Below are 18,812 nucleotides of genomic sequence, written 5' to 3'. Positions count from 1 at the left end.
CTTAGGTGCGGACCGTCCTCGTCACGGGCATGGCCGGGTTTATCGGCTTCCATGTCGCAGACAGGCTGGCCGCGCGTGGCGATACCGTGCTGGGGGTCGACGATCTCAATCCCTATTATGATCCGGCATTGAAACGGGCGCGACTGGCGACCCTGGCTGAGCGACATGGCGCGCGCGTGCGCTTCGTCCAGGCCGACTTCGCCGATGACGCCGCCCTCGATGCCGCCGTCGCCGGAGTCGAGATCGACCGTATCGTCCATCTCGGCGCGCAGGCGGGAGTCCGCTACTCGATCGACAATCCGCGCGCCTATGCCCGCGCGAACCTGCTCGGCCACCTCAACATCCTCGAACTGGCCCGTGCCCGAACGACGCAACAGCTCGTCTACGCCTCGTCCTCGTCGGTCTATGGTGGCAATACGTCCTTGCCCTTTCGCGTCGACGATCCGGTAAACCACCCGGTGTCGCTCTACGCCGCGACCAAGAAGGCGGACGAGTTGATGAGCGAAAGCTACGCCCATCTCTATCGCCTGCCGCAAACCGGGCTGCGCTTCTTCACGGTCTACGGGCCATGGGGGCGGCCCGACATGGCGGTGTGGCTCTTCACCCAGGCGATCCTGGAAGGCCGCCCGATCCGGGTCTTCAACCAGGGCGCGATGCAGCGGGACTTCACCTTCATCGACGACATCGTCGACGGCGTGGTCGCGGCGCTCGACCGGCCGCCGGCCGACGACCTTGCGGTCAAGCCCGGAGGCAGCCGGGCACCGCACGCCATCTACAATCTGGGCAACAATCGGCCCGAGCCGCTGGATCGGCTGATAGCCGCTATCGAGATGGCTGCGGGCCGGGCCGCGATCCGCGACCTCCAGCCGATGCAAGCGGGCGACGTGCCCGCCACCTTTGCCGACATTGCGGAGGCCGCACGCGATCTTGGCTTCCGGCCGACGACGGCGCTCGAGGTCGGGGTGACCCGTTTCGTCGACTGGTACCGAACCTATCGGAGCGCGTGATCGCTGCAGACCGGGCAGGCAGGATCGGGCGGTACGGCAATCGCGCGAAAGCGCCACGAGAGTAGGTCGACTAGCAGCAGTCGGCCGGCCACGTCCTCGCCGAACGGCACGATGGCCCTGATCGCTTCCAGCGCAGCCAGCGTGCCGAGAACGCCTGTGACCGGCCCCAGAACGCCCTGCTCCGAACAATTGCGGTCAACGCGATCGGGGTCGTCGCTGACCAGGCAGCGATAGCAGGGCTTGCCGGCTTCCCAGCCGCGATAGACGGCCAGCTGCCCCTCGAACTGCCCCACAGCTGCCGACACCAGCGGTATCCGCGCGGCATGCGCCGCCTTCGCGACCAGGAGTCGGGTCGCGAAATTGTCGGTGCCGTCGATGACCACGTCTGCGCCTTCGATCAGCGCCGCGACGTTTTCGGCGTCGATCCGGGCGCGGCAGGCCGATGCGGCGACGCCCGGGTTCAAGCGCATGGCGAAGGCCGCCGCGGCGTCTGCCTTGGTGGTTCGAAGATCGGCACCGTTGTAAATCGTCTGGCGTTGCAGATTGGACGTGTCGACGGTGTCGTCGTCGACGATCCGAATCGTGCCCACCCCGGCTCCGGCGAGATATTGAATCGCCGGCGAACCGATGCCGCCGGCTCCCATGATGGCGACGGTCGCGTTCTTCAGTCGCAGTTGGCCGTCGCCGCCGATCTCGCGAAGCACGATGTGCCGGGCATAGCGTTCGAGATCGAGGTCGGTGAGCGCGTCCATCGACGCCATGTAGGCCTGTCGGCCGGCTGCGGAAACCATTCGGCGTACCCGTTGCAGCAAAAGCCGCAATGAACGCCGGACAAAAAAATAGCGGCCCCGAAGGACCGCTATTCCGTCAAACCGCGCCGAAGCGCAGTAAAACTTAGTTGCTGTCGGAGTCGTCGTCGCTATCGGCGACGATCACGACACCGGCAACCACGGCGGCAGCCGCGATCAGAGCAACGATCAGACCGCCACCGGCCAGCTCGTTCTTCTTGGCCGAAGCCGAGCCCGCACGGGCCGACTTGGCAACCGACAGGCTGGCAGCCGGGTTCGCCGGAGCGGCGACGGCAGGCGCAACCGCCATGGTGGCGACGGCGGCAGCCATGAGATACTTCCCAAGACGCATGTTGAACTCCCTTTGTGGTCGTCACCGACCCCTTTGCACACCGCAGCGCACAAAACAAGCCGACGACACTACACCCCCGCAATCAGTCACGTGATGCAGCGACGACAGTTTAGCCGGTGCGGCGCGATTTTCCTAGCGTCAAAGAATGAAGGATGTGCGAACTACTGCACCAGTCATCGCAATTCGCCGGCTTGGCCACGGTAGTTACCAGCTGTAGCCAACGGTTAAATTATACCAGCCGGCGCGGAGCGGCGCGGACGAACCCGGTCCCCCGCGAGTCAGAGCTTGCAGAAAACCCACGGTATATTGTTCGACGGTCGGGCACCCGATCGCCTGCGGCACGATCTGCCGAACCACGCCGCTGCCATCCACGCGGATCGCGACCGGGGCGGACAGACGCATGGTCGCGCCGTCGTGCAGAGCGGCCGCGCACCGGCCGGCCTCCACTTCCCGGCGGACGAACTCGGCCTCGTCGGTGACGTTCGCGACGCGGGGAAGGGGGAAGACCGGCAAGGAGTCCCAGCCCTCGACCGGTGGCGGACCGTGTGCGGCGGGCTGCAATGCAGCAAGCAGAAGCGCGGCGATCATTGTCCGGTCGATCCGAAACCACCCGCGCCGCGGGCTGTCTCGTCGAGCATCTCGACCTCCTGCAACGTGGCGCGCTGGACCGCGGCTGGTACGAGCTGCGCGATCCGTTCTCCCCGCAGGACCTCGAACGGCCGGTCGCCCAGATTAGCGAGAATGACCTTCACCTCGCCCCGATAATCCTCGTCGATCGTGCCGGGCGTGTTGAGGCAGGTGACGCCGTGGTTCAGCGCCAGGCCGGATCGTGGCCGGACCTGTACCTCGAAGCCCGGCGGAATGGCGATGGCGAAACCCGTCGCCACCGCATGGCGACTGCCGGGCTCGAGCGTCAGGCTCTCGGCGGCCACGATGTCCATTCCGGCGGCACCTTGGGTGGCATAGGCCGGCAGGGGCAATCCCTCGCCATGCGGCAGGCGGCGAACGGCAATGGCTATCTCGCTCATGATTCGGCTCCTAGCGCATCGGCGATACGCTCGGCGAGCCCCGCCGCCACCCGCTCCTTGGCGTCGCGAGGCCATGTCTCGACACCGTCCCGGGTCACGAGATGCACCTGGTTGGCTGGCCCCCCCATGACGCCCTGCGATACGTCGTTGGCGACGATCCAGTCGCACCCCTTGCGCAGCAGTTTCGCCTTGGCATGTTCGATGACATGCTCGGTTTCCGCCGCGAAGCCGACGACCAGCCGGGGGCGCGGAACCGCATGCGATACCGCGGCGAGGATATCGGGATTCTCGATCAGCGAGAGCGTCGGAGCGCCGCTGCCCTTCTTGATCTTGTGCATGGCTGGCGCGACGCGCCAGTCGGCGACGGCCGCCACCATGACGGCGGCATCCGCCGGCAGTGCGGCGGCCACCGCCGCCGCCATCTCGTCTGCGGTCTCGACGTCGATACGGCGGACGCCCAAGGGCGTCGGCAGGCCGACCGGACCGGTCACGAGCGTCGTCCGGGCCCCCAGGCGGGCCAGCGCTTCGGCAATGGCGTAGCCCTGGCGGCCCGACGAGCGGTTCGCGATGTAGCGGACCGGATCGATCGGCTCGTGCGTCGGCCCGGCGGTGACGAGGACATGTCGTCCGGCCAGGGGACGACTCGCCGGCGCGAGCAGGGCCTCGGCAGCGTCTGCAATCACGGCTGGCTCCGGCAATCGGCCCGACCCATATTCCCCGCAGGCCATGGCGCCCTCGTCGGGATCGAGGACCGTCATACCGTCGGATCGAAGCTGCGCGATGTTCCGCCGGGTCGCAGCATGGTCCCACATCCGCACGTTCATGGCGGGTGCGACCAGCACCGGCGTGTCGGTCGCGAGAAGCAGCGTGGTGGCGAGATCGTCGGCCATGCCGGCGGCCATGCGGGCGATCAGGTCTGCCGTGGCCGGCACGACGAGGATCAGGTCTGCCTGGCGGCTGAGCTGGATATGCCCCATCTCCGCCTCGTCCTTCAGGTCCCACAGCGTGGTGTAGACCTTGTCCTCGCTGAGAGCGGCGAGCGTCATCGCCGTGACGAAATGGCTGCCCCCCTCGGTCAGGACGCAGCGTACGGCATGCCCGCGGCGGCGCAGGATCCGGATCAACTCGCACGCCTTGTAGGCCGCGATGCCGCCACCGACGATCAGGAGGATTCGCTTCATCGTACGACCCTTGTCACGGTGATCCGCCGCCTGTCGAGCGCGGCGGCGAGCAGGTCGCGCAGACCGTCCACCGCTGGCGCCAGACCGATCAGGGCCATCGGCGCGCAGAGCAGCGGCAGAAGAGACGAGCCGGTCGGCGCGATCGACACTATGGCGTACGCCGCCAGGACCGTGGCGGCACGGACCGCAATCGGATCGCGCCACGCGCTCCAGCCAAGGAGTACGACGATCGCGACCGGGGCCGCGAGGCGGGGCGACAGATATCCGCCCGCTCCGAAGACTTCGGCGAGCGCCGGACCCGGTCCGGCAGATGCCGCGGCGGCGCCCGCGACCGCTCCGGCAACCAGCGACGAGGCATAGACATGTGCGCTCAGGGCCAGCCCGAGCGGCACCAGCGCCGCGCACCAGGCCAGCGCTTCCCTGCGGCTGCCATCGCGCCAGGCCCAGGCCCCCATCACGACGATATAGAAGGCGGCGCCCTCGTGCAGCAGCGCGGCGGCGGCGCCGAGCGCGGCGGCGTCCAGCCAATGGCCCGGCCGGCGAAGCGCCAGCGACAGGGTGATCAGCCATCCCGCCCAAAGCGCCGGCACCGTGATCATGCCGGGCGCGAAGGTCGCTCCACCCCCCAGCAGCACCAGGCCGAAGACGATTGCGCGTCCGGCGATCCCCGACGCCACGTGCCTTGCCCATGCCAGCCCGGTGCCCGTCACCAGAAGGGAGAGCGCCAGTGTCGCCGCGAGAGACGGAACGGCGGCGAGTATCGTTGCCGTAAGCGGCAGCGGAATCGCGGTGAAGGGACCGGCGGGCAGGCCGCTCGCGCGCAGGGCCGCCAGCGCCGCCGTGTAGAAGTCCTCGTCGCCGTGCCGGATCCGATCGGCAAGGGCGTGGTGGAAGCCGATCTCCGCCTCCCATGGCACAAGTCCGGCAGGTGGGAGGAGCAGCGCCGCCAGCACGAGCAGGGGGATCCCCCCGAGAATCAGCTGCGCGGATGACCGCGACAGTCCCGCCCAGCGCGTGGACGTTCTCAGCAAAAGCGGGGGCCTGACCCGCGCCATGCTCAGTGCACGAGGAGCAAGGTAGCGCCTACCGCGGCGGCCGCGGAAACGGTCGCCACGGCCGCGTAGCGCCAGCCGCCGCCAAGCCGGATGATCTCGACCTCCTTCAGCGGCGGCGCCGGCGGCTCGCCGCCCGGCGCGGGATAGCGGGCCTCGATCCGGCGGACGAGATCGGGCAGGCCGGCGAGCGTCCGCAGATCGGTGATGATCCGGTCCGCCACGGCGGCCTCCGGCCCCAGTTCGGTCCGGATCCATTCGCGCACGAAGGGCGCGGCCGAATCCCACAGGTTGATCTCCGGGTCGAGGCTGGTCGCGACCCCCTCGACCATCACCATCGTCTTCTGCAGCAGCAGCAGATGCGGCTGGGTCACCATGTCGAAGTCGCGCGTGATCGAGAACAGGCCGTCGAGCATCATGCCGATCGACATGTCCTTGACCGGAAGACCGCGCATCGGCTCGCCAACGGCGCGGAGGGCCGTCGCGAACTCGGCGACATTGTGATGCGCGGGAACATAGCCCGCCTCGAAGTGGATTTCCGCGACGCGTCGGTAATTGCCGGTGATCAAGCCGTAGAGAATCTCCGCGAGCCAGATCCGGGCCCGGCGATCGATGCGGCCCATGATGCCGAAGTCGATCGCGGCCAGCCGGTCGCCGGGCAGGGCGAAGAGATTGCCCTGATGCATGTCGGCGTGGAAGAAGCCCTCGGCGATCGCCTGGCGCAGGAACGCCCGGACCAGCGTCTGCGCCAGTCTCGGCAGGTCATAGCCTGCGGCGACCAGAGCGGCGCGGTCCGAAAGCTTGATCCCGTCGACCCACTCGACCGTCAGGACCTTGGCGGTCGAACGCTGCCAGTCGATCGCCGGAACGACGAAGTCGGGTTCCGCCGTCATCGCCTCGGCCAGTTCGGAGGCGGACGCCGCCTCGCGCCGGAAATTGAGTTCGCGGAGCGTCCACCGACGGAAATTCTCGATCGTGAGGCGGGGGCGAAGCCGGCGCGCCTCGGGGCTCATCGCCTCCAGATGCGCCGCGGCCCATTCATAGGTGTCGATCGCCCGCGCAAAGTCCTCCTCGACCCCCGGGCGCAGCACCTTCACCGCGACCTGCCGGCCATCGGTGGTGACGGCGCGGTGAACCTGCGCGATCGACGCGGCGCCGACCGGGGTCTCCTCGATCCTGGCGAACATGGTCGCGGGATCGCGGCCGAGGCTGGCCGTCAGCGCGGCGTGGATCGTGGCGAAGGGGACCGCCGGCAGCTGGTCCTGGAGGCGCAGCAGGTCGGCGGCCGCCGCTTCGCCGACCAGGTCGGGACGGGTCGCCAGGGTCTGGCCCAGCTTGATCGCCGCCGGGCCGATCGCCTGGAACGCATCGGCGTAGCGGGGCGCCGAGGGTACGCGCGCGCCGAAGCGCGCGATCCGGGCGAGTCGCCGGACCGGGGCGGGCGTATTCGGGTCCCGCTCGATCCCGCGCAGGGCGCCGTGGCGCGCAAGGATGCGACCCCATTTCAGGAGCCGCCAGACATGGACGATCGATGCGGCCACCAGGTCAGATCTTCCAGCCCGAATGAATCGCGACAAGACCGCCCATGATCGGTTCGACCCGGGTGTTCACGAAGCCGGCCTCGCGCACCATCGCCTCGAAGGCCGGCATCGGCGGGAAACGTCGGATCGATTCGATGAGGTAGCGATAGCTGTCCGCATCGCGTGCCAGCAATTGGCCCATGCGTGGGACGAGGTGGTGCGAATAGGCGTCATAGACCTCGGCAAAGCCCGGCCATTCGACGGTCGAGAATTCGAGGCAGAAGAATCGGCCGCCGCGGCGGAGGACGCGATTCGCCTCGCGCAGCGCCGCCGGAATGTCGGTGACGTTCCTGATCCCGAAGGCGATCGTATAGGCATCGAAGAAGCGATCGGGGAAGGTCAGCGTCTCGGCATTGGCTTCGGTCCAGACGAGGCTGTCGATGCCCCGCTTGCGCGCCCGGTCCATGCCGACTTCGAGCATCGCAGGATTGATGTCGGCGACGGTGATCCTGGCGCCGCTGGACTCCATGCGAAAGGCGATATCGCCGGTGCCGCCGGCCATGTCGAGGATCTGCTCGCCCGCCCGCGGCTTGACCCGGCGCACGAAGCGGTCCTTCCACAAGCGATGCATCCCGGCCGACATCGCGTCGTTCATCAGGTCGTAGCTGGATGCGACGCTGGCGAAGACGCCGCCGACGCGGGCGGTCTTCTCGGCGGGGGCGACGTCTTCATAGCCGAAGGAGACGGTGTCGGTCATCCTACCGCCCTAGCCGCGCCTTGTGGGCGGAGCAAACCCAACCTAGCTCAGAGGGGTGCCAGAACTTCCCGAAGTCGAAACCACGGTTCGCGGGCTGACCCCCGTGCTTCTCGGTCAACGCCTGATCCGGGTCGCGCCGCAGCGCGCGGACCTGCGCAAGCCGATCCCGGTCGACCTGCGGCAGCGGCTCGAAGGGGCCGTCGTCACCGGCCTGGGGCGGCGGGCGAAATACGGGCTGATCGCGACCGATCGCGACGATACGCTGATCTTCCACCTCGGCATGTCGGGACGCTGGCGCGTCGACCCGGGCGACACCATCGCGCACGACCATCTGCTGATCGACACCGCGGCCGGTCGTCGCCTGGCGCTGAACGACCCGCGGCGCTTCGGCTTTCTCGACATCGTGCCGACCGGGACAATCGGAGCCTATCCGGCATTCGGGGCGATGGGCCCGGAGCCGCTCGGTCCGGATTTCACCGCCGACTACCTGCTGGCCGCGCTCGACGGCCGGTCGGCGCCGATCAAGGCGATGCTGCTCGACCAGCGGATCGTCGCAGGCCTCGGCAACATCTATGTCTGCGAGGCGCTGCATATGGCCCGGATCGCGCCCTCGCGGGCCGCGGGACGGATCGCGCTGCCCCGTCTCGAGCGGCTGATCGATTCGGTGCGTGCCGTCCTGCTCGCGGCGATCGATGCGGGCGGATCGACACTGCGCGACTTCGCCGCTCCCGACGGCGAGCTCGGCTATTTCTCCAAGCAGTTCCTGGTCTATGGGCGAGAGGGCGACCCATGCTCCTGCGGAGCCGCCGTCAGACGGCGGAGCGAATCGGGCCGGTCGACCTTCTGGTGCGCCCGCTGCCAGCGCGGCTAGCCGCGGCCATGGTTGACCGGAGCGACCAGAGGCGATAAGGCGCCACCAACCGGTGAGCGTGAGGCTTGTCTCGCGCTCCCTTTTCATTTCTGGATTTTAAGGGACTGTCGATGGCGAACACGCCGCAAGCCAAGAAGCGTATCCGTCGCAACGCGCGTCGTGCCGAGATCAACGGTGCCCGCGTCGGTCGTATCCGGACCTTCGTGAAGAAGGTCGAGGCAGCGCTGCTGTCGGGCGACAAGGCCGCTGCGACCGAAGCGCTGGCGGCGGTGCAGCCGGAGCTGCAGCGCGGTGTGGCGAAGGGCGTGCTCCACAAGAACACCGCCAGCCGGAAGTTCTCGCGCCTCACAAAGCGGGTGTCGGCGCTCGCCTGACACGCCCTCAAGGCTGAAATCGAACGACCCGCCGGAAGCATTTCCGGCGGGTTTTTTCGTGCGTGCGCGGGAACCAAGCAGCCCCTCGCCAGAAATGGCGGAAAAGCTCAGATTCCGGTAGGAAAGGTCCAACAAAACGCCAAGAAAAGTACGTGATATCAAGGGCTTATAAGAAAGTTTGACGGATTTCTGCGGGGTTGGGCGTGTCAATCCGCTTTATTTCAATTTTATGGCCGACGGCGGGCTTGATTGGACTCGCGCGACCTTCATAAATGCCCCCACGCCATCGGTGACCACCGGGCGCCATGACAGCATTTGAGCAAGGGCCGGGCATTCCTCGGGATGCCCAACGGGGGCTTGTTGCCTGTGTGATCGGAAGAACGGCGAAGCACCTGCTTTCGCCGAAGAGGGAGTGCGTGCGTGAGCCATTGGCAGCGAGGATCGGCGAGCGAACAGGCGAAGGCCTGGGCGCGCGTGCGTTCGTCGTTGCGCGAGACGGCGGGCACGCGCCTGTTCGATCAATGGCTCAAGCCGATCCAGCTGATCGAGGGGGACGAGCCCGATGTCGTCCGGCTGGCGCTGCCATCGGCATTCATGACGAACTGGGTGCGCAGCCATTACGCCGACCGGCTGCACATGGAGTTCCGGCAGATCCTGCCCGAAGTGCAGAATGTCGTGATCGAGACTCGCCTGCCCGGCCCCCAGCCGATCGCGCTGATGCTCGCCGGAGAGGGGGATGGCGAGACCGTGCCGGCGCCGTCGTCTGCCGCGATCACCATATTGCCGGCAGCTCCGGCTGCTGCGCCGCAGCCCGCGCCCGTCCCGGCGGTCGCGCTGCGTGCGGCCGGTGCGCCGATCGAGCGGCCCGCGCTCGATTCGCGGCTGACCTTCGACCGCTTCGTGGGCGACGCGTCGAATCGGGTGGCCTGCAACGCGGCGCGGGCGATCGCCGAGCCGGGCGTGCCGCGCTTCTCTCCGCTGTTCCTCCATGCCGCGACCGGGCAGGGCAAGACCCATTTAATGCATGCCATCGGCCATGCCTTCATCGCCGCGCATCCGGACGCGGTCGTGCTGTGCATGTCGGCCGAGCGCTTCATGTTCGAATTCGTCGCGGCGATGCGGGCGCGGGACACCTTCGCGTTCAAGGCGCGGCTCCGCTCGGCCGATCTGCTGCTGATCGACGACCTGCAGTTCATCGCCGGCAAGGACGCGACCCAGGAAGAGTTCTTCCATACGATCAACGAGCTGGTCGGCGCCGGCAAGCGACTGGTGATCGCTGCGGACCGGTCGCCCCAGTCGCTCGACGGAGTCGAGCCGCGCATCGTCAGCCGCCTGTCCGCCGGTCTCGTCGCCGACATCAGGGCGCCGGACGTCACCCTGCGGCGCGCCATCCTCGCTCAGCGGGCCGGCGAGATGCCCGCGGCAGAGATACCCGGCGAGGTCCTCGATCTGATCGCTGCGCGAATCCACAACAGCATCCGCGAGCTCGAGGGCGCGCTCAACCGCGTCGTCGCCTATTCGCAGCTGACCGGAGAACGCCTCGATCTCGATTTCGCCGTCCAGACGCTGGGCGAGGCGCTGCGCGGCGCCGAGCGGCGGGTGACGATCGACGAGATCCAGAAGGCGGTCTCCCATCATTTCGAGCTGAAGCCGCTCGATCTGGTCTCGGCGCGGCGCGCACGCGCGGTCGCGCGGCCGCGACAGATCGCCATGTATCTCGCCAAGCGGATGACGACGCGATCGTTGCCGGAGATCGGCCGCAAGTTCGGCGGCCGCGATCACTCCACCGTCATCCATGCGGTGCGTCGGATCGAGGAGCTGCGCGATAGCGATCGCGAGGTCGACTCGGCCGTGCGGCTGCTGATGCGGGAACTCGGCGCGTGACCGGTGGCGCCGTCCGCCGGATGCGGATGGTGCTGGCCTACCTGCTGTCGGTCGTCACCGCCTGCTGGCGGCGCGGGATCAGACTTGCAGCCCGACCGCGCGCTGGGCAGCCAGCAGCGTCGGCGCCGCGAGCGACCGAGCCCGCTCGGCCCCGCGCTCCAGAACGGCGGCGACCGCGGCGCGGTCGTCGAGCAGCTGGACGAGCCGCGCACGGATCGGGCCGAGCACGGCGATGGCGAGGTCGGCAAGGGCGGGCTTGAACGTACCGAAGCCCTGACCTTCGAAGCGCGCGAGCACCGCGTCCGGTGCGCTCCCCTCCAGAGCCGCGAAGATGGTGACGAGGTTCCGCGCCTCCGCGCGATCCGCCAGCGCCGCCATGGTCGCCGGCAGCGGCTCGGCGTCGGTGCGTGCCTTGCGCAGCTTCTGCGCGATCATGTCATCCGTGTCGGTCAGGTTGATTCGCGAGGCGTCGGAGGGGTCGGACTTGGACATCTTGGCGCTGCCGTCGCGCAGCGACATGATCCGCGGCGCCGCCGGCGAGATATAAGGCTCCGGCAAGGTGAACAGTTCGACGCCGAAATCGGTGTTGAACTTGATCGCGATGTCGCGCGCCAGCTCCAGATGCTGCTTCTGGTCGTCACCCACGGGAACATGCGTCGCCTGATAGGCGAGGATGTCCGCCGCCTGCAGAACCGGATAGGTGAAGAGACCGACCGAGGCGCTGTCCCGGTTCTTGCCCGCCTTGTCCTTCCACTGGGTCATGCGGCCCAGCCACCCCATCCGCGCCGTCCCCTGCAGGATCCAGCACAGCTCGGCATGCGCGGGGACACGGGCCTGGTTGAACAGGATCGCGCGGTCAGGATCGATCCCGGCAGCAAGCAGGGTCGCGGCCATCTCGATCGTGGTCGCCGCGCGTTCGGCGGGGTCGATGGCGATCGTCAACGAGTGCAGGTCCGCAAGGAAAAACAGGGCATCCCCCTGTTCCTGCATCGCCACCCACTGCCGGATCGCCCCCAGATAATTGCCGAGATGGAGATTGCCGGTCGTCTGGATGCCGGAAACGATACGCACGTCGATTATTCCTTCAAGGCGGGGCGGCGGATCAGGCGCTTTAGGTCCGCCGGTCGGACCGCCCCCGTTACGAACACCGCCGCCGCATAGACGAGGACGCCGGTGGCGACCAGCGCCGCCATGGCGCCCCAGCGCTCGATCGTGCTGCCGGTGACGAAGGGGTGGAAGAGGTCGTTGAGGAACCACATCGCCGCGCCCATCAGCAGGGCGGAAAGGGCGAGGCGCGGCGCCCGGCGGCGCAATTGCGCGTCCGCCTGGAAATGCCCTCGCTGCACGAGCGTACGATAGAGGAGCGCGACGTTGACCGTGGAGGCGATGGCGGTCGCGAGCGGCGGTCCCATATGCCGGAGCGGCACGATCAGCGCGAGATTGAGGATCAGGTTCACCGCCATCGACACGGTCGCATAGCGGACCGGCGTGCGCGTGTCCGACCGGGCATAGTAGCCGGGCGTCAGCACCTTCACGAGGATGTAGGACGGCAAGCCGATCGAGAAGGCGGCGAGCGCCTGCGCCGTCGCGACCGAGTCGGTCGCGGAGAATGCGCCGTGCTGGAACAGGGCGGCGACGATCGGCAGGCCGCAGATGATCAGCGCGACCGTTGCCGGCAGGGTCAGGAACAGCGCCAGCTCCATCCCGCGATTCTGGGTCTCCATCGCGCCAGCCTCGTCGCCCTTGCCGAGCAGGCGGGAGATGGTGGGCAGCAGCACCGTGCCGAGACCGATGCCGACCAGGCCAAGCGGCAGCTGGTTCAGCCGGTCGGCCATATAGATATAGGTGACCGAACCGTGCTCCAGCATGCGCGCGGCGAGGGCGGTGGAGATGACGAGGTTGATCTGGACCGCGCCGGCGCCTGCCGCCGCGGGCCAGATCAGCGCGAGGAGTCGCTTCACGTCCGGCGACAGGCGGGGGGCCTTCAGCCGCAGCGACACGCCCGCGCGCCTGCACGCCCACCAGAGCCAGAGAAGCTGGAGCGCGCCCGAGAGAGTGACGGCGATCGCCTGGTTCCGCGCGGTCAGCAGCGGGGTCTCGGCATGGAAGACGAGCAGGGCGACGATCAGCGTCAGGTTGAGCAGGATCGGCGCGGCGGCGGCGACCCAGAAGCGATGGAGCGAGTTGAGGATGCCGCCGAACAGCGAGACCAGGCTGATGAGCAGCAGATAGGGGAAGGTCAGCCGGCAGAGCTCGACCACATAGGCGAACTGCGCCGGCGTCGCGTCGTTGAAGCCCCAGGTGAGCAGCCAGGTCGCCGGATAGGCCGCGACCTCGACCGCGGCGGTCATCAGGATCAGGATCGGCAGCAGGACCGAAAGCGCGTCCTCCGCGAAGCGAACGCCCTGCGGCAGGCCGTCACTGCCCGCTTCGGCGACCTTGCGGTTGAACATCGGGATGAAGGCGGCCGAGAACGCCCCTTCCGCGAACAGGGCGCGGAACATGTTGGGCAGCCGAAAGGCGATCAGGAAGGCGTCGGACGCGAAGCCTGCGCCGACGAAGCGCGCGAACAAGGCGTCGCGCACCAGTCCCAAGACGCGGCTGGCCAGCGTCAGCCCGCCGACCGAGCCCAGCGCCTTGGAAAGGTTCATGGATCAGCGGCGGATCAGGCCTGACCGACTTCGGTCGTGTTCGGCTGCTGCTGGGCCTGCTGGAGGTAGAGCTGGCCGAAATCGATCGGCTCCAGCAGCAGCGGCGGGAAGCCGCCGTCGCGCACCGCATCGGCCAGCACGCGGCGGGCGAACGGGAACAGCAGGCGCGGAGCCTCGCCGAGCATGAAGGGCTGGATCTGGTCGGCCGGCACGTTGCGGAAGCCGAACAGGCCGGCGAAGGACAGGTCGACGATGAAGGCGACCTGGTTGTCGACCTCGGCGCGGACGTCGATCTTCAGCACCACCTCATGCACCTCGTCCGCAACCTGGGTCGCGCCGATGTTGAACTGCACGTCGATCGCCGGCTGCGCCTGGCTCTGGAAGATCGCCGGCGCATTCGGATTCTCGAAGGAGAGATCCTTGACATATTGGGAGATCAGGCCCGCGGCGGGTGCGGTGTCGGCGCCGTTGCCCAGGGGCTGCTGCGATGCGCCGGTGTCCAGATCGTCCATGTCGTTCTTCCTTCACGATAACGGGGGAGCGAAGCGGCGAGTCCGCGCGTTCGATCCGGTCGGGCGCGCCTAGCAGCGCCCCGGTGCAGTTTCAACGGGCCGGGTTTGAATAGCCGCGGCGTTGCGCCTATGTTGGCGCGAAGATCGGAGGCCCAGTGCTCTACGTAGTTGTGTTCGCCATGATCGCCGCCTTCGTGGCGCTCCGCCTCTATGGCGTGCTCGGCAAGCGTACCGGGCACGAGCAACAGCCGCTGCCGCGGGCTGCCGAGGATCGCCCGGCAATCGCCCCGGCTGCGCGCACGGTGGACGTGGTCGCCGAGCCGCGCGAGCGCACCGACCGCAATATCGAGCCGCGGGCAGAGCCGGGCCTGCGTGCGATCGTGTCGGGCGAGCCCGGCTTCGAGGTCGCCCGGTTCCTCGACGGTGCCAAGGGCGCGTACCGCATGATCCTCGAGGCCTTCTGGCGCGGGGACGAGGCGGCGTTGGCCGCGCTGGTCGAACCCGATGTCCGGGCGGCGTTTGCCGAGTCGATCGCGGCGCGCAAGGCTGCCGGCGAGACGCTGGAGAACCGGCTCGTGACCATCGAGCGGGCGACGATCGTCGATGCGCAGGTCGAAGGGCGCGAGGCGCGGATCACGATCCGCTTCGATGCCGATATCGCCGCGGTGACGCGGAATGCCGAAGGCCAGGTGGTTGCGGGCTCGCTGACCGACGCGGTCGACTCGCACGATGTCTGGACGTTCACCCGGACGCTGAAGAGCGCCGATCCGAACTGGACGCTCGCCGACACAGACGAGGCGTGATCTTGCGGATACGGGTGGTGTGGTCATGGGCGGCCCGCTGGGGCGGGCTGTCCTTCGCGCTCGCGATCGGCGGATGCGTCGGCGGGTTCGTTCCGCCCGCCAGGCCCGGCGTCGAGGCACCGAGGGCGAGTGTTGAGCGGCCTCGCCACCATCTTGTTCGCGATGAGGCCGCGCAGGACATCAGGGGCGCGACCGGACAGATCGTCGGATCCGTGCCGCTGCCGGCGCAGCCGGCGTTCGTTCCCGCAGCAGCGACGTCCGCGGCGGCCTCCGGGGTGCTTGCCGGACCGCCGATCGCCTCGCTGCCGATCACCGCGGTTCAGGCCGAGGCGGCGCGCGCGGCCTTCGCGCGATCCTGCCCGGGGCTGATGCGACGCACCGATCAGTCCGGCCTGACCCGGGGCGCCGACTGGCAAGGCGCATGCGCGGCGGCGGGAGCCGGCGGCGATGCGCGCGCCTTCTTCGCGCAATGGTTCGAGGCCGTGCAGGTCGGCGACGGCAAGGCGTTTGCGACCGGCTATTACGAGCCCGAGATCCGCGGCTCGCTCGATCGCCGAAGCGGCTATGAGGTGCCGATCTACGGTCGACCGACCGACCTGATCGACGTCGATCTGGCGCAATTCTCCGATGATCTGAAGGGCAAGAAGGTACGGGGGCGGGTCAGCGGTACGACGCTTGTCCCCTATTACGACCGGACGCAGATCGAGGAGGGCGCGATCGCGCGCACCGCGCCGGTGCTGGCCTGGGCGGCCGACCCGGTCGAGGTCTTCTTCCTGCAGATCCAGGGTTCGGGTCGCGTACGTCTGCCGGACGGCGCCATCCTGCGGATCGGCTATGATACGCAGAACGGCCGTTCCTATACCGGGATCGGCAGCCTGATGCGCCAGCGTAACCTGCTTGCACCGGGACAGGCGTCGATGCAGGGGATCGTCGCGTGGCTGCGCGCCAACCCCGATCAGGGGCGCGCACTGATGCGGGAGAACAAGAGCTTCGTCTTCTTCCGCGAACTCGATGGTCCGCCGCAGGGCGCAATGGGATATGCGGTGACGGGGCAGGTCAGCGTCGCGGCCGATCCGAAGTTCGTGCCCTTGGGAGCTCCGATCTTCCTCTCGGCCGATCGCGCCGATGCGACCGGGCTCTGGGTCGCGCAGGACACCGGCGGCGCGATCAAGGGCGCGAACCGCTTCGACACCTTCTGGGGTGCGGGGCCCATGGCAGCCACCGTCGCGGGGGGTATGTCGGCTCGCGGTACGGCCTTTCTGTTGGTGCCGATCGGAACGCTCGCCCGGCTCGGCGCTAGCCAGGGAGCGGCAGGTGCGACGCCTACGCCCTGACGAGGCGGAAGCCTGGGGGCGGGTTATGGCCTCGGTCAGACCGATACGCGCGATGGCTGCCCCGGCCCCCAAAATGACGCCGGCTTCGGCTCCGGCCAAGGCTGTCACGCCGCCCGCTCGGGAGCCGCCAAGAATGTCGGTGCGCACCGCGCGAACGGCGCCCACACCGCCGCGCCCTGTGGCCGCTGCCAATACGCTCGATGCATCCTGGAACCGCAAGCTGACCCGCGGGATCGTGCTACCCGACAGCTCGATCGATCTGCACGGCCACACGCTGGCATCGGCCCATGCCCTGCTGGACCAGGGCCTCGACCGGGCGATCCGGCGTGGGGATCGCGTGTTGCTGCTCGTGACCGGCAAGCCGCCACGGCCGGACAGCGAGCGTCCGCATGCCCGCGGCGCGATCCGCGCGGCCGTGGCGGACTGGATCGCAGCCTCCCGCCATGCCGATGCCATCGCCGCCGTGCGCGGCGCCCATCCGCGGCACGGCGGACTGGGTGCGCTCTACATCGTCCTCAGGCGGCCACGCTGCGGATGATGTCCGCGTAGATGGCGGTCAGGGTCATCACGTCCTCGACGGCCACCGCTTCGTCGACCTGATGCATGGTGGCGTTGAGCAGCCCGAACTCGACCGTGGGGCACAGGCGCGACAGGAAGCGGGCGTCGGACGTTCCGCCGGTGGTCGACAGTTCGGGCGTGAGCCCCGTATGCCGCGTGATCGCCCCGGCAACCTGTTCCGACAAGGCACCGGGCGGCGTCAGGAAGGCCTCGCCCGAGATGCGCGCGCGTGCCTGACCGCCGTGACGTGCGGCGATGTCAGCCATGCGGGCGACGAGCGCCTCGCCCCGATGCTCGTCATTGAAGCGGATCGCGATCCGCGCCTCTGCCCGCGCCGGGATGACGTTGGTGGCGGGATTGCCGACATAGAGGTCGGTGATCTCGATGTTCGACGGCTGAAACCAGCGATTTCCATGATCGAGGACGACCGCATCGATCTCGGCCAGCATCGCGACCAGCCGGGGTACGGGATTGTCGGCCAGGTGGGGATAGGCGACATGCCCCTGCCGACCTTCCAGCGACAGCCAGATATTGACCGAGCCGCGTCGGCCGATCTTGATCGTGTCGCCGAGCCGCTGCGCGGAGGTGGGTTCCCCGACCAGACACAGGTCGGGCGCGACGCCGCGCGCGGCCATGCGTGCGATCAGCGCGACCGTGCCGTAGGTGGCCGGACCCTCCTCGTCACCGGTGATGATCAGGCTGAGCGGTGCGCGATCCTCTTGCGCCGCGGCGGCGACGAAGGCGGCGATCGCGCCCTTCATGTCGACCGCTCCGCGCCCGTAGAGGAGGCCGGCCCGGACCTCGCCCGACCAAGGCGATCCGGTCCAGCCTTCTCCGGGAGGGACCACATCGACATGCCCGGCAAAGGCAAGGTGGCGACCCGTACCGGCGCGCACGGCGAGCAAATTCTCGACGGGGCCATCGGGTGCCTCGCCGACGACGAAGCGATCGATGGCGAAGCCCAGCGGCTGCAATGCCGCTTCCAGCACGTCGAAGACCGCCCCGCGCGCCGGCGTGATGCTGTCCGCCCGGATCAGCGCCGCGGCGAGCGCGACCGGATCGATCACGCGCCTGCTGCCTGCTCGTACCGTTCGAGCACCCATTCCTCTTCCTGCGCGCCGGCGATCCAGTCCTGCATCCAGCGATGCGTGAGGATCGCTTCCATATAGGCGGCGGCGAAGCGGGCGACCGGGAGTTGATAGGTGACGAAGCGGGTAACCACCGGCGCGAACATGATGTCGGCCGCGCCGAAATCCCCGAACAAGAAGTCGCCGGACCCGCCGAACCGGGCGCGCGCCTGCGCCCAGAGTTCCATGATCCGCGCGATATCGACCATGACGTCCTCGTCCGGGCGCGCGGGAGGATGGATCTGCCGGATGTTCATCGGATGCTTGCGGCGCAGTGCCTGGAAGGAGGAGTGCATCTCCGCGGCCATCGATCGGGCCATGGCCCGCGCCGCATCGTCGGCCGGCCAGAAGCGGTCACGGCCGACCTTGTCGGCGAGATATTCGACGATGGCAAGACTGTCCCAGACCACCGCGTCCCCGTCCCACAGGATCGGGACCTTGCCCGACGAGGGGGCGAACTCGTCGCCCTGTCGCCGCCTGTCCCACTCGGCGTCGTAGAGCGGCACGACCACTTCCTCGAAGGAAACGCCCGCCTGCTTGCAGGCGAGCCAGCCGCGCAGCGACCAGGAGGAATAGGCCTTGTTGCCGATGATGAGCTTCATGGCCGATGGGGTAGCCGCTGCACCGGGGCTCGGCAACCGAGCCGCGCCGGCCGATGCACTCAGGCCTTCACATAGACCCAGGCGTGGCGCCCCGAGACGAGCCTGATCCACTCGCGCCGGTAGTGCTCGCTCTCGTAGACGTCGGCCGCCGCCAGTTCCGCGCGGGTGAGGAGGAAGACGGCTCCGTGCACGGCAGGCGCCTCGGCATCGGGGACGAGCGCGAGATGCTCCGCCATGCCGCTGGTCGCCAGCACGTCAGGGTCGCGGATCTGTACGGTTGCGATCCGCCAGCCGGCCAGCGCGTCGCGCTGACCGGTGAGCAGGCGGCCGAAGGTGGCGATTTGGACGGACGGATCCTGCAAGGTGCCGTAGGAGAAGAGGCTCTGATCGGCTACCTCTTCCACGGCGGCG

General features: G+C 68.5%; 21 protein-coding genes. 7 read left to right on the top strand and 14 right to left on the bottom strand.

Features of this window, described 5'->3' with window-relative positions; translation table 11 throughout:
* Window positions 1–5 precede the first annotated feature (5 nt).
* The gene (locus IEX18_RS00940; RefSeq protein WP_268234933.1) at window positions 6–1,007 is read left to right on the top strand and encodes an SDR family NAD(P)-dependent oxidoreductase; all 1,002 of its coding nucleotides are present in this window, start codon (window positions 6–8) and stop codon (window positions 1,005–1,007) included.
* Here IEX18_RS00940 and IEX18_RS00935 read toward each other — a convergent pair.
* The 8 genes from IEX18_RS00935 to IEX18_RS00900 form a co-directional block, all read right to left on the bottom strand.
* Window positions 992–1,759, bottom strand: coding sequence for a HesA/MoeB/ThiF family protein (locus tag IEX18_RS00935; RefSeq protein WP_188656747.1), 768 nt, complete (start codon window positions 1,757–1,759; stop codon window positions 992–994). The two genes, IEX18_RS00940 and IEX18_RS00935, sit on opposite strands and share 16 nt — an antisense overlap.
* 142 nt (window positions 1,760–1,901) lie before the next feature.
* Window positions 1,902–2,126: a hypothetical protein gene (locus tag IEX18_RS00930; RefSeq protein ID WP_188656746.1), complete on the bottom strand. Its 225-nt coding sequence runs from the start codon at window positions 2,124–2,126 to the stop codon at window positions 1,902–1,904.
* A 225-nt stretch (window positions 2,127–2,351) separates the two neighbouring features.
* Window positions 2,352–2,735, bottom strand: coding sequence for a hypothetical protein (locus IEX18_RS00925; protein ID WP_188656745.1), 384 nt, complete (start codon window positions 2,733–2,735; stop codon window positions 2,352–2,354).
* Window positions 2,732–3,175 carry a dUTP diphosphatase gene (dut, locus tag IEX18_RS00920; protein WP_188656744.1) on the bottom strand — a complete coding sequence of 148 codons (444 nt, stop codon included), beginning with the start codon at window positions 3,173–3,175 and terminating at the stop codon, window positions 2,732–2,734. The genes IEX18_RS00925 and dut overlap by 4 nt, the downstream gene beginning before the upstream one ends.
* A complete protein-coding gene (gene coaBC / locus IEX18_RS00915; protein ID WP_188656743.1) occupies window positions 3,172–4,356 on the bottom strand; it encodes a bifunctional phosphopantothenoylcysteine decarboxylase/phosphopantothenate--cysteine ligase CoaBC in 1,185 nt (394 codons plus the stop codon). The genes dut and coaBC overlap by 4 nt, the downstream gene beginning before the upstream one ends.
* Window positions 4,353–5,309 (bottom strand): hypothetical protein, encoded by a 957-nt coding sequence (locus IEX18_RS00910; RefSeq protein WP_188656742.1) that lies wholly within the window; start codon window positions 5,307–5,309, stop codon window positions 4,353–4,355. The genes coaBC and IEX18_RS00910 overlap by 4 nt, the downstream gene beginning before the upstream one ends.
* 104 nt (window positions 5,310–5,413) lie before the next feature.
* Window positions 5,414–6,949: a 2-polyprenylphenol 6-hydroxylase gene (gene ubiB, locus IEX18_RS00905; RefSeq protein ID WP_188656741.1), complete on the bottom strand. Its 1,536-nt coding sequence runs from the start codon at window positions 6,947–6,949 to the stop codon at window positions 5,414–5,416.
* Window positions 6,950–6,953: 4 nt separating this feature from the next.
* Window positions 6,954–7,685: a class I SAM-dependent methyltransferase gene (locus IEX18_RS00900; RefSeq protein WP_188656740.1), complete on the bottom strand. Its 732-nt coding sequence runs from the start codon at window positions 7,683–7,685 to the stop codon at window positions 6,954–6,956.
* Window positions 7,686–7,740: 55 nt separating this feature from the next.
* On the opposite strand from IEX18_RS00900, the gene mutM reads away from it, so the two are divergent.
* The 3 genes from mutM to dnaA all read left to right on the top strand — a co-directional run bounded on the left by mutM (window position 7,741) and on the right by dnaA (window position 10,814).
* Window positions 7,741–8,556 carry a bifunctional DNA-formamidopyrimidine glycosylase/DNA-(apurinic or apyrimidinic site) lyase gene (mutM, locus tag IEX18_RS00895; RefSeq protein WP_188656739.1) on the top strand — a complete coding sequence of 272 codons (816 nt, stop codon included), beginning with the start codon at window positions 7,741–7,743 and terminating at the stop codon, window positions 8,554–8,556.
* A 110-nt stretch (window positions 8,557–8,666) separates the two neighbouring features.
* Window positions 8,667–8,930 (top strand): 30S ribosomal protein S20, encoded by a 264-nt coding sequence (rpsT, locus tag IEX18_RS00890; protein ID WP_188656738.1) that lies wholly within the window; start codon window positions 8,667–8,669, stop codon window positions 8,928–8,930.
* A 420-nt stretch (window positions 8,931–9,350) separates the two neighbouring features.
* Complete coding sequence (dnaA, locus tag IEX18_RS00885) at window positions 9,351–10,814, top strand: chromosomal replication initiator protein DnaA (protein ID WP_188656737.1); 1,464 nt, start codon at window positions 9,351–9,353, stop codon at window positions 10,812–10,814.
* 78 nt (window positions 10,815–10,892) lie between these two features.
* Here dnaA and trpS read toward each other — a convergent pair whose 3' ends face one another.
* The 3 genes from trpS to secB are packed head-to-tail and all read right to left on the bottom strand — an operon-like array spanning window position 10,893 to window position 13,977.
* Complete coding sequence (gene trpS, locus IEX18_RS00880; protein WP_188656736.1) at window positions 10,893–11,885, bottom strand: tryptophan--tRNA ligase; 993 nt, start codon at window positions 11,883–11,885, stop codon at window positions 10,893–10,895.
* Between the two features lie 5 nt (window positions 11,886–11,890).
* Entirely contained in the window at window positions 11,891–13,465 is a 1,575-nt protein-coding gene (gene murJ, locus IEX18_RS00875) for a murein biosynthesis integral membrane protein MurJ (RefSeq protein WP_188656735.1), read from the bottom strand.
* A gap of 14 nt (window positions 13,466–13,479) precedes the next feature.
* Entirely contained in the window at window positions 13,480–13,977 is a 498-nt protein-coding gene (secB, locus tag IEX18_RS00870) for a protein-export chaperone SecB (RefSeq protein WP_188656734.1), read from the bottom strand.
* Between the two features lie 155 nt (window positions 13,978–14,132).
* Between secB and IEX18_RS00865 the strand changes: the two genes are divergently transcribed.
* The 3 genes from IEX18_RS00865 to IEX18_RS00855 are packed head-to-tail and all read left to right on the top strand — an operon-like array spanning window position 14,133 to window position 16,652.
* Window positions 14,133–14,780, top strand: coding sequence for a Tim44/TimA family putative adaptor protein (locus IEX18_RS00865; RefSeq protein ID WP_188656733.1), 648 nt, complete (start codon window positions 14,133–14,135; stop codon window positions 14,778–14,780).
* A complete protein-coding gene (gene mltA / locus IEX18_RS00860) occupies window positions 14,780–16,114 on the top strand; it encodes a murein transglycosylase A (RefSeq protein ID WP_444544611.1) in 1,335 nt (444 codons plus the stop codon). Before IEX18_RS00865 ends, mltA begins: the two co-directional genes overlap by 1 nt.
* A gap of 25 nt (window positions 16,115–16,139) precedes the next feature.
* On the top strand, window positions 16,140–16,652 hold the full coding sequence (locus tag IEX18_RS00855) for a Smr/MutS family protein (RefSeq protein WP_188656732.1): 513 nt from the start codon (window positions 16,140–16,142) through the stop codon (window positions 16,650–16,652).
* Here IEX18_RS00855 and dapE read toward each other — a convergent pair.
* The 3 genes from dapE to IEX18_RS00840 are packed head-to-tail and all read right to left on the bottom strand — an operon-like array spanning window position 16,630 to window position 18,805.
* Window positions 16,630–17,775, bottom strand: coding sequence for a succinyl-diaminopimelate desuccinylase (dapE, locus tag IEX18_RS00850; RefSeq protein WP_188656731.1), 1,146 nt, complete (start codon window positions 17,773–17,775; stop codon window positions 16,630–16,632). The genes IEX18_RS00855 and dapE overlap by 23 nt on opposite strands.
* Complete coding sequence (locus tag IEX18_RS00845) at window positions 17,736–18,401, bottom strand: glutathione S-transferase family protein (RefSeq protein WP_188656730.1); 666 nt, start codon at window positions 18,399–18,401, stop codon at window positions 17,736–17,738. Before IEX18_RS00845 ends, dapE begins: the two co-directional genes overlap by 40 nt.
* 59 nt (window positions 18,402–18,460) lie before the next feature.
* On the bottom strand, window positions 18,461–18,805 hold the full coding sequence (locus tag IEX18_RS00840) for a gamma-glutamylcyclotransferase family protein (protein ID WP_188656729.1): 345 nt from the start codon (window positions 18,803–18,805) through the stop codon (window positions 18,461–18,463).
* Window positions 18,806–18,812: the final 7 nt, after the last annotated feature.

Origin of the sequence: Sphingomonas metalli (genome assembly GCF_014641735.1) — a bacterium.
GTDB classification, from domain to species: domain Bacteria; phylum Pseudomonadota; class Alphaproteobacteria; order Sphingomonadales; family Sphingomonadaceae; genus Sphingomonas; species Sphingomonas metalli.
The sequence above is the reverse complement of the archived record's forward strand: the minus strand, read 5'-3'. Positions and strand labels throughout refer to the sequence as shown.